This window comes from Massilia brevitalea (assembly GCF_030711405.1).
GTDB lineage: Bacteria > Pseudomonadota > Gammaproteobacteria > Burkholderiales > Burkholderiaceae_D > Telluria > Telluria brevitalea.
In genome coordinates this window covers 1-2,891 of record NZ_JAULSI010000099.1, presented here as the reverse complement: position 1 = coordinate 2,891, position 2,891 = coordinate 1, and the positions used below count along the sequence as shown (strand labels likewise).

Annotated in this window: 1 protein-coding gene; it reads left to right on the top strand. The window is 53.6% G+C overall.

Annotated features, from left to right (window positions below; translation table 11 throughout):
- Positions 1 to 1,094: 1,094 nt before the first annotated feature.
- Complete coding sequence (gene ltrA, locus QWL29_RS26370) at positions 1,095 to 2,795, top strand: group II intron reverse transcriptase/maturase (RefSeq protein WP_305825820.1); 1,701 nt, start codon at positions 1,095 to 1,097, stop codon at positions 2,793 to 2,795.
- Positions 2,796 to 2,891: the final 96 nt, after the last annotated feature.

The following is a 2,891-nucleotide window of genomic DNA, read 5'->3' as shown; positions in this document are numbered from 1 at the left end:
GGGCTGGTGCGACCTGTGGTCGCTTATGTCGCTCTGCGGCAATCATTTGAAGCTGTACCTCATCTTAGAAGCCACTCGGTAAGTCCTTGATTTAGTTTAACTAAATTCCTTGGGCTGGCATTGAAAAACCGTGGGCCCCCTAATTGCGTCTGCAATTTCTGGGAAAACAACGCAAACAAACACTGACATAAGCAACCTTCGACATGGTAATTTCTATGGCCATGCGCGTGAGTTCTGCTGCGTTAACTGCCCAATTAGGCTACGTTTGTTGTCTTCACGCAACGATTCTTCGCAATCCAAGCAAATTTCTCAACCTGAGAATTAAAGAGATAGACCCGTCCGGGTTTTGCATTCAAAAAGGTACGGCGGTAAGCGCAAACTCTGCGATATCTTGTCACACCCGAGGGATCGGGGCTGTGACCAGGTGTACGACCACCTGACACCTACTCGGACATGCTATTCCGGTAACGGAGTGGTTTGAAGCTCCGACGACGATGAACCCCCGCACAACGCGGCACGTCTTACACGCGAGTGGGGATGTGGAAACTGCTAGCAGCAAAGCGGTGGAGGGGCTAGGTGAGGCTGCATGGGTAATGTAATGTGAACTGACGTTGGAACCCTCGTAAACATTGACGGGCCTAAGCTGCTGCTGGCCCGAACCAAACGGTATGTGGTTAGTTGTCTCCGTCGGCCCAGGGGACACGTCGTTACCAAACCACCGGGGGAAAGTCAGACCCTAAACAGTCATGTGCGGCAGAACATGCCGTGCTGGTATCACAGGGAACAGGGTAAGCCCGATTCGCCGCCTAGCCCAGAGTACCGGGAAGGCAAGTGACTCGACGGGGGAAGACCCTAAGGGAAGCCCTTGGCGGAGCGGGTATGGGAGGATGGAAAAAGCGAACGCCAGCCTGTAATGGGTTGGATAGGGATTCGAAATTTGTCCTAACGTGAAAGCGGGCAGACTTCCATCTGGTGCAACAGTCGTCTAACGACTACATAGACAAAGTAGATTATTTAATCGCCCCAAGGGACACAGCCTTCCCTTCGGGGAGGATTGCGTCCTCGCCGGGCAACTACTACGACGAGGTTCAGCAATGAGAGTAATCGAAAACAACTTCGGTTCTGCGTCCTCGCATGCTCCCACCGGATGGGCCGCCATTGACTGGCGGCGCGTTCAGAAGAGTGTGAAGGTCATGCAGATCCGTTTAGCGAAGGCCACACAGGAAGGCGACTGGCGCAGGGTGAAATCCCTGCAAAGGTGGCTGACCCGCTCGTTCAGCGCGAAGGCGCTAGCAGTTAAACGAGTGACAGAGAATCAAGGCAAACGTACCTCAGGTGTGGACCAGCAGCTATGGGAAACACCATCGCAGAAGTACGCGGCAATTGCGCAGTTGCAGAAAAGGCGGTATCGACCCCGGCCTCTCCGGAGGGTCTATATACCGAAAGCCAATGGGAAAGAACGCCCACTGGGTATTCCAACCATGAGAGACCGAGCGATGCAGGCGCTTTTCCTGTTCGCGCTCGATCCGGTGCTGGAGACGGTAAGCGACCCGAACTCGTATGGGTTCAGGAAGAACCGCTCGACGGCAGACGCAATGAACCAAATCTTCCTCCAGACATGCCGGGGAAACTCGGCGCAATGGGTGCTGGACGCGGACATTGAGGGCTTTTTCGACAACATCAACCACGAATGGATGATCAGACATGTCTGCATGGACAAGACGATCCTTCGGAAGTGGCTCAAAGCCGGGGTAGTCGACCGGGCGCAATTGTTGGCCACCACAGCAGGAACGCCGCAGGGTGGCATCATCAGCCCTGCACTAGCAAATTGGACGCTGAATGGATTGGAAACCGAACTGACGAAGTACCTCGGTACACGAGTCGGTCGGTCGAAGGTCGAAAAGCTGAAAGTCGGGGTCGTACGATATGCGGACGATTTTGTGATCACAGGGGTCTCCCAAGAGCTTCTGGAAAACGAGATCCGGCCTTGGGTGGAAGAGTTCCTAGCAATACGGGGATTACGACTATCCCAAGCCAAAACCAAAGTCATACACATCGACAAAAGCTTTGACTTCCTCGGGTGGAACTTCCGGAAATACAACGGAAAACTACTTATCAAGCCAAGTAAGAAAAACGTTAAAACGTTCTACGAAAAGCTGAGGAAAGTCATCGGCGATAACCTCGCAAGTAAGCATGAGAACCTGATTCGACTGCTGAACCCGATACTACGGGGCTGGGCACAGTACCACAGTCCCGTGGTGGCCAAAGCAACGTTCTCGCTCGTGGAGTCGCTGATGTTTTGGCGGCTCACGAGGTGGGCCAAGAGGAGGCACCCAAGGATGAAGCTCAGCAAAATCCGCAAGAAGTACTGGCGGACAGTAGGAGATCGGAACTGGGTGTTTGCGGCAGTCGTGCGCAAAAAGGATGGCACGAAAGGGTTAATGGAGCTGTACTCGCTCCCGGGTACCCCAATCGAACGCCACAGGAAAATCAAGGGGGAATACAACCCTTATGACCCACAATGGGAAGTGTACGGCGAAACCCTTCGTCAGGAGCGGATGCTGAAAAGCATGCGCTACCGAAAGGAATGGGCGAAGTTGTACTCCGACCAACGAGGCCTGTGCGCGTTATGCGGGCACGAGATGGACATGTATACCGGATGGCATGATCACCACATAGAGTACCGTGTGGCCGGTGGCAGCAATGCCCTTGGAAATCGCGTATTATTGCACCCCAATTGCCACTCGCAAGTGCATAGCCTTGGATTACAAATTGTTAAGCCGGTTCCTGAATAGGAACTTTTGTTGTGCTTGAGCCGTGTGCTATGAAAGTCGCATGCACGGTTCTTAGGGGGGAGGGGTTCTGGTAACAGACCCTTCCTACCCTCCTCA